Genomic DNA, 6,416 nt, shown 5'->3' with positions numbered 1-6,416 from the left:
CTATACTAAGTGAACTACTTTTCAGATGCAACACTTTTGCAAAAAATTTCTCTCTTCTTTGCACCTGTTGATAACAATGCAGCAATTTCGTCTATTTTCTCTTGGTTTTCAGCAGCATAATCAAGCCCGTACTCCAACCAAAAACTCGTTTCAGACTTCTTTTTCTCGAAAATGCTTGGCGCCATACCACTTTTCTTTACTTTTTTTGCTAACCCGCGCGCCAAATCTATATTTTCAAACACCCCTAAAGAATAAGCCCCACTTAATTCTCCTGAAGAAATCTTATACGTGTCGACCTTAATCTCAAGCAATCTTTGCTCTAGATCTTCAACAACATCTTTCTTCGCGATATACACCCAATAAGAGGGCGCCTTATCAAGAGTTTGACCTACAATCTGAACCTCACCAGTCCCCGGAAGCACTCTCTTTTTTTCCAATTCCAACTCAGCCCTATTATCAAAAGGCCCCAGCAACTCACAACGCCTCGCTATTGCCTGTTTATCGCCACCCGACGATGAAATATCCGACAACAATACTATACGTTTTACTGCCTTATTTTCCTGAAATTCTGGACTCACACCCTGCTCTCGATGCTTCACCCACTGAAAAGCAACCAGACCTACATTCACAACCAATAACGCTATAAACACCCACTTCATTAGTGTAGCTCCCCCTCAAGCCTAGATCCGAACAGCCCAGCCATCCCCTCAAAGACCAATACAGGCCTCAATTCGTAAGCCCCCACGATAAATCCGGCGATATATTTAGCATCACCACCCGTAAGTATTACCTTGTTAATACCATAGCCCTGACACTGTGACTCTAAGTAGCTTATAGTTTGACTCACCATAATATGAACACCATTAACAACACACTGCTCAGTATTCCTGCCTGGAGATAATCCACACTGCACATCATCATCTAATACAATTTTCGATGTCCCCGCCACAAGCGAATCCTGCAACATTTTGCAACCTGGAAAAATATAGCCACCAATATGCCGTCCATCTCCGTCAATCAAGTCGGCCGTCAAGGCACTACCGCTATCGATTACCATACAAGCGCCTTGATACAGATCGCGCACGGCTGATATTACCAGGCAGCGATCAACCCCCAACCTTTTCACCTCATCGTAAGCAAATTGCTGCCCGCTCATATCATCATGAGAAATCGCATAAATCTTAACATCCACCATACGCTGGAGCGCGTCAAGCAGACTATCTAGTACTTCAGACACCCTAACAGATGCTACCAGCACCCTATTAAATGACATGCCACCCAACTCTGCTGCCAGCAAAGCAGGATCAAGCGCCGACAACAACTCCTCTCCCGACCTTATGATTTTATTATTTTCAGCTAAACACCACTTGATCCGTGTGTTGCCGCAATCTAATAGAAGCATCAGCCTAACCTCACCGACACCTCACCTGCGTTAACCGCAGATAGTGCTCCATCAACCTCTAATAAGAGCGCGCCAGATAAGTCAACTCCTCGCGCAATACCAACTATTGCACCACTGTTGATTTCAACCACTTTACCCGCTAAAGCATCAAATTTGTTCCAATCCGACAAAAAATCCTTAAAGCCACCCAACTTAAAACGCTCTAAGTCACAATACAAACCACTCAATAAGTTGCCAGCTAGCTCATTCCGACCAATATCCGATACTTCGGACAAAGCTGACCAAGCCTGCTCAATCACTTCCGCATCCTCAGGCTTCATATCAACATTCAAACCCAGACCAACCACAACCCGCCAACTCGTTGTCGCCTCTCCATGCAACTCAACCAAAATACCTGCTAACTTTCTTCCACTTAACCAAACATCATTCGGCCACTTTAACTCAACGCCACTAACACCAAGTGATGCTAGCGTCTTCACAACAGACAAACCAACCACCAAACTTAGCCCCGATAGAGCTTCTGCCCCACCATCAAGATTAAAAGCAATACTAAGATAAATATTTCTCGCAAAAGGACTAACCCATTTTCGGCCACGACGACCTTTTCCGGCCGTCTGATATTCTGCCAAGCAACTCTCGTATAAATTTCCTTCGAGTTGCTTTTCCAATAAGTGAGTATTTGTTGAATCGGTACTTAAAAGCACCTCAATAGAGATATTTTCGACAGCTTGAGCTGCCATATACGACTGAATAGATTTACCACACAATAGATCAAGCGGTCGCAACAAACGATAGCCGCGCCCTTTTACTGACTCCAAGGGTAAACGCAACTCCTCCAATTGACCTAACGCTTTCCACACTGCAGTTCGGCTTACACCCAAAGTACGACCAAGGTCCGACCCTGAATGGAATTCACCATCCGACAAGAGATTTAAAATAGAACGGAGTTCCATAAGGGAAACCAAAAAGAAATGAAGCCGCGATTATAGCGACTTCGAAAGCATTATCGCAATGCCATCCTTATTAAGGCAAGAAAATGTAAGCGCCAGCTTTAATCTATTGGCGTAGCAGTAATATCAGTTGTGATATTAAAGTTCTGTAGCTTCATTCCGTATAGCAGCGTTGACTCACCACCGACAGAGTGGCTGAGATTAACTCTTTCAAAATCAAGCTCTTTGAACTGCGTATTTGTTCTCATCGCAACACCTACCGGTCTATTTGCAATATCTGCAGCAGTCATATCTGAAGGAGCCTTGTACTCATAGGAGCCATCAGGCAACATAACCTTTTCCCAACCCTCTTCACCGTAGATATTATTACTATCGAAGCCTGTCGACTTCTTAATAACCGGAGCGCGAGCAATATCCATGTTGTATTCTGTCTGAATCCCAAAATCGTCAGACAAATTGTTCCCGTCATTGGTCGTATAATTATCAAATATTAACTTTAGACCCGTTCCCTTATCGGGCGAACCAGTACCCTCGCCATCGCGCCCGACATGCCAAGTTAAGCGATTTCTCTTTCCTTCAGAATCAATCTTCGACTTAAAGTGCCGTTTAGATGTTATTGTTAAGCCCTGGTCCCCACGATTTTCCCAGCGCCCGTTATCAGCAATACAATCACCCTGGCTAGCTCCGACACCACCAATACAAACATCTCCAGCACCACCAGTTGATATCAAGGTCTCAGAACCAGCATGATAACTCTCTACTACAAGCCCGCCAAAGCTAGCGTCAGCAGTGCGTTCACCTATTTTAAAGTCTGTAACATCCAACCGACTCCAACTTTCACCTTCATAAATCTTTAATCCGTCACTTGTGACATCTAACATCATGTCACGCAAGTGCACATCATAATTCAGCCCACTTAACCAGATTCCATTCCCAGTCCCGTCAGCCTCTAAATAGGAACCCATAATGCCATCACTAATTGATATATCGGAATTTACTGTAATTCCTTCGCTGCCTTCTCGCCCACCAGCCCCAAGTGTAATATGGCCATTAAGCGTTCCTTCCAAAGAAGGTGAACCTAACAAACCAGGAAGCCCCTGCACTCCCTGTGCAGACCCAAGCTTCTCATTCTTTAAATCCTCTTTATCCCCGGTACTCTCAGCAACCCGCACTCCCTCAATTTGATAGCCAAAAGCAAGATCTTCAAAACCAAGCCTTAGACCATCAAAAAACACGTCATCATTTGGCAAGTCTGCAGTAATATCGATAGTGATATCTCCATCAACATAAGCAGAAAGAGAACTCAACATCAAAGAATAACCATCATCGGTGTATACAAAGTTAGATTGATTTGTGTCACCAGCGATACTTAATTGAGTATCAAGACGTAAACCTTGATTGCCAGCCTCTGTATTACCGCCAGCTTGAACCAAGATTTTGTTGGTTCGACTAACACCACCCCAAACGGAGTCGGCGTAGGTCAAAGCAATATCGAAAGAACCTAGTGACTTTAATTGAACAGGGTTACCCGCGACATATTGATCAATATTTGTTTTAGTTTCACCCAAAACAAAATCCTGAACATGCAGATCTATCGCTAACTGTTCAAAGGCTAAAGCCAAGCCCACACCATGATAAGCGTCACCTGAATCCTCATCATCCAAAATATCTAGCGTCATGTTGACCAAATCTGTTGACCCGGTAATACCCAAAGCACCTACCCAGTAACCTGTATCTGCCCAGTCAGTATCATCACCCCACGCTACATCCAAGCGATTAAACTGGTTCGATGAATTGATCGTCATTCCTGTAAGACCATCAGCGCCGCCCGCGGCAATTAACAAATCAGAATTAACATCCATATTAATCCACAAGCTACCGTAACTTGCTAAAGGCGCGCCCGACGTAACATCATTAGTTACCCCGTGATTTAACGCGTTATTACTATACCTAATGGCATCTACACTTAGCTCTGCCTTTAGGTTAGGCATTGATAAGTTAAGCTGTCCTGCCTCGGTCACCCCAAACACCGTACCCAAAGATTCGACATCCAAACTTAAACCATCCAAGAAAAACTCATTGCCATTAGTGCGATATCCTAAGCGCCCATTTTCGACGGTAAAATCAATATCATACAACCCACCCAAAACATTGTTAGCACCGTGTCTTGTATTACCTCTGTTGTGCACCAAGATAGAGCCATCAATCTCGTAGTCAATAAAGAAGCCCCCTATACTCGGATCTGTTACAAGTGAAGGCAGGCCCGGCGCATCAACAAAACGAATTTCCTCTATTTCGAACCTTGCGACATTTCCAGAAGAAAAGGCAAACTTTATATCGCCGTTATCAAGAATATCAAACTCTAATCGGTGCTCTGCCAACTGCCCAGGATCTGCAGCAGAGCTCATCTTGACACCCTGCAACGCTATACCCAAACCATCATCAAAATAGGCTATCTCACCCACTGAAAACTTCGATTCTAGGTCAACAGTGATTCCCGACTGCCCACTTACACCCGACAAAAACTCATCACCAAGTGCTTTTAGCTCCGCAGCGCTTATTTGTGGGAGAATAAAAAGCATTAATGTTATTGATAGTCTATTTATCATCCGTAATTCCTAAGGCGTTGGAAAAACCAACAGGTTACCCTGCAAAGTGAGATCACCACTCATCTCGACAGTCATTAAGTCGACCTGCTGATAGTCTGAACTATTACTTGGACGGTCTTGGTTTGCAGTCGCGAGCGTATACTGGAAGTCGTTCATGCGTATACTCTTAGGCAAGCCAATTTCGATCACATCCCGATTAAATAGCAGACCGTCACCACCAAAACCATCTGCAATATCTCTCAGTCTAAACGTAAGACCTTCAAAAGAGACTGAGCCTTGAATATTATCAATCGCAAACCAGCCTCCATCATTCTGAGTCTTAAAAGCTAAGCGCGCCCCACATACTTTTTGACTATTTGAACAATCTCCAAAGTAACCATGGCTGTCAGAGTCATTGAACGCCCCACCCTCTTCGTTGATTGAAACTTCACCTGTTAAATAAACACCACTTTGCCCTGTCACCTCTGATAGATCTGAGTCATCAATACTTGACATCTCTGCATTAGCGAGCCCGGCAGTAAGCATAAAAATTAGTACCCGAAACAACATAAATAAGCCTCTAGTTAGGATCCAAGTCCCGAAATTTAACATCCATATACTGGACCAATATCCCTTCAATTCGCTGCTCGCCTAAACTTGTACCACCAATGTCTAAATCACCGACAATGATATTGCTACGATACTCACCATTCGTATAATAATCGTGAAAAAAGTCATGCGCTGCGACAGCATCCGGGTCAGCTAAATCGTATGAACCATCAACAACATTAATCTTATCCATATATGGATGTGTAATTTTCGCTATTTGAAGAGTAAGCCCACCGCTTGTTGGTAGATTGCTAGATCCATCTACCCCGATGTATAAGGGCTGGAACGTGTGACCTAAAGCCAACTCCATTTGGAAGTTGGACATTTTAATGCTAGATGAGCAACCTTGATTAATTTGCTCACAAGTACTTACCTCAATGGAGGGAGAATAAAAGTTAAGACGAAACTCTGCTGCCATACGCTCTTCCCCGTCATCGCCCCACAAGCGCAAGTAAGACCCGTCAAACACGGCACTTTCAACATTGATGTTTAAATTGCTTGCAAGAGCACCATCATTAATTTCAAGTTCTAAGCCAAGATCTGGCCTCTCCCCATTTACCCATTCAGCAGATGAAGGTCTACTAGAACACTCCCCACCTGCAGCACCAGTCAAACAGTCATAACCTTGAGCAGTATCTAAAACCTTCCTAGGTGCCGCAAATTCAAGTACCGCCTCTCCGGGTAAGCCAATATCAGGGTCATCACCATTTAATAAATCAATTTCGTATGGGTTAGTTAGCCTACCTAGATTTACACCCTCTAGAGTCTCCCCATAATTACTACCTGCACGCGCGATATACATTTGATTAACGTTGATTACAACGTCTTCTCCAGCACTGTTAGTTACACCACTAATCCTGAATACCT

General features: G+C 43.9%; 6 protein-coding genes. All 6 read right to left on the bottom strand.

Going from position 1 to position 6,416, the window contains the following annotated elements; translation table 11 throughout:
- Positions 1-14 precede the first annotated feature (14 nt).
- Positions 15-659: a hypothetical protein gene (locus A3763_RS05950; RefSeq protein ID WP_068553511.1), complete on the bottom strand. Its 645-nt coding sequence runs from the start codon at positions 657-659 to the stop codon at positions 15-17.
- The gene (locus A3763_RS05945; protein ID WP_068553512.1) at positions 659-1,402 is read right to left on the bottom strand and encodes a type III pantothenate kinase; all 744 of its coding nucleotides are present in this window, start codon (positions 1,400-1,402) and stop codon (positions 659-661) included. Before A3763_RS05945 ends, A3763_RS05950 begins: the two co-directional genes overlap by 1 nt.
- Entirely contained in the window at positions 1,402-2,355 is a 954-nt protein-coding gene (birA, locus tag A3763_RS05940) for a bifunctional biotin--[acetyl-CoA-carboxylase] ligase/biotin operon repressor BirA (RefSeq protein ID WP_068553513.1), read from the bottom strand. The genes A3763_RS05945 and birA overlap by 1 nt, the downstream gene beginning before the upstream one ends.
- Before the next feature lie 98 nt (positions 2,356-2,453).
- Positions 2,454-4,961 carry a DUF6160 family protein gene (locus tag A3763_RS05935; RefSeq protein ID WP_156491798.1) on the bottom strand — a complete coding sequence of 836 codons (2,508 nt, stop codon included), beginning with the start codon at positions 4,959-4,961 and terminating at the stop codon, positions 2,454-2,456.
- A gap of 9 nt (positions 4,962-4,970) precedes the next feature.
- Positions 4,971-5,510: a DUF6160 family protein gene (locus A3763_RS05930; protein WP_068514093.1), complete on the bottom strand. Its 540-nt coding sequence runs from the start codon at positions 5,508-5,510 to the stop codon at positions 4,971-4,973.
- Positions 5,511-5,520: 10 nt separating this feature from the next.
- On the bottom strand, positions 5,521-6,416 hold an 896-nt coding region (locus tag A3763_RS28280; protein ID WP_068759943.1), incomplete at its 5' end, for a hypothetical protein.

It is taken from the genome of Oleiphilus sp. HI0128, assembly GCF_001635365.1.
The sequence above is the reverse complement of the archived record's forward strand: the minus strand, read 5'-3'. Positions and strand labels throughout refer to the sequence as shown.

What these genes read in the sequence shown, in the direction of transcription:
- A3763_RS05950 (WP_068553511.1), bottom strand. Translation starts at nt 659, where the DNA reads ATGAAGTGGGTGTTTATAGCGTTATTGGTTGTGAATGTAGGTCTGGTT.
- A3763_RS05930 (WP_068514093.1), bottom strand. Translation starts at nt 5,510, where the DNA reads ATGTTGTTTCGGGTACTAATTTTTATGCTTACTGCCGGGCTCGCTAAT.
- A3763_RS05935 (WP_156491798.1), bottom strand. Translation starts at nt 4,961, where the DNA reads ATGATAAATAGACTATCAATAACATTAATGCTTTTTATTCTCCCACAA.
- A3763_RS05945 (WP_068553512.1), bottom strand. Translation starts at nt 1,402, where the DNA reads ATGCTTCTATTAGATTGCGGCAACACACGGATCAAGTGGTGTTTAGCT.
- birA (WP_068553513.1), bottom strand. Translation starts at nt 2,355, where the DNA reads ATGGAACTCCGTTCTATTTTAAATCTCTTGTCGGATGGTGAATTCCAT.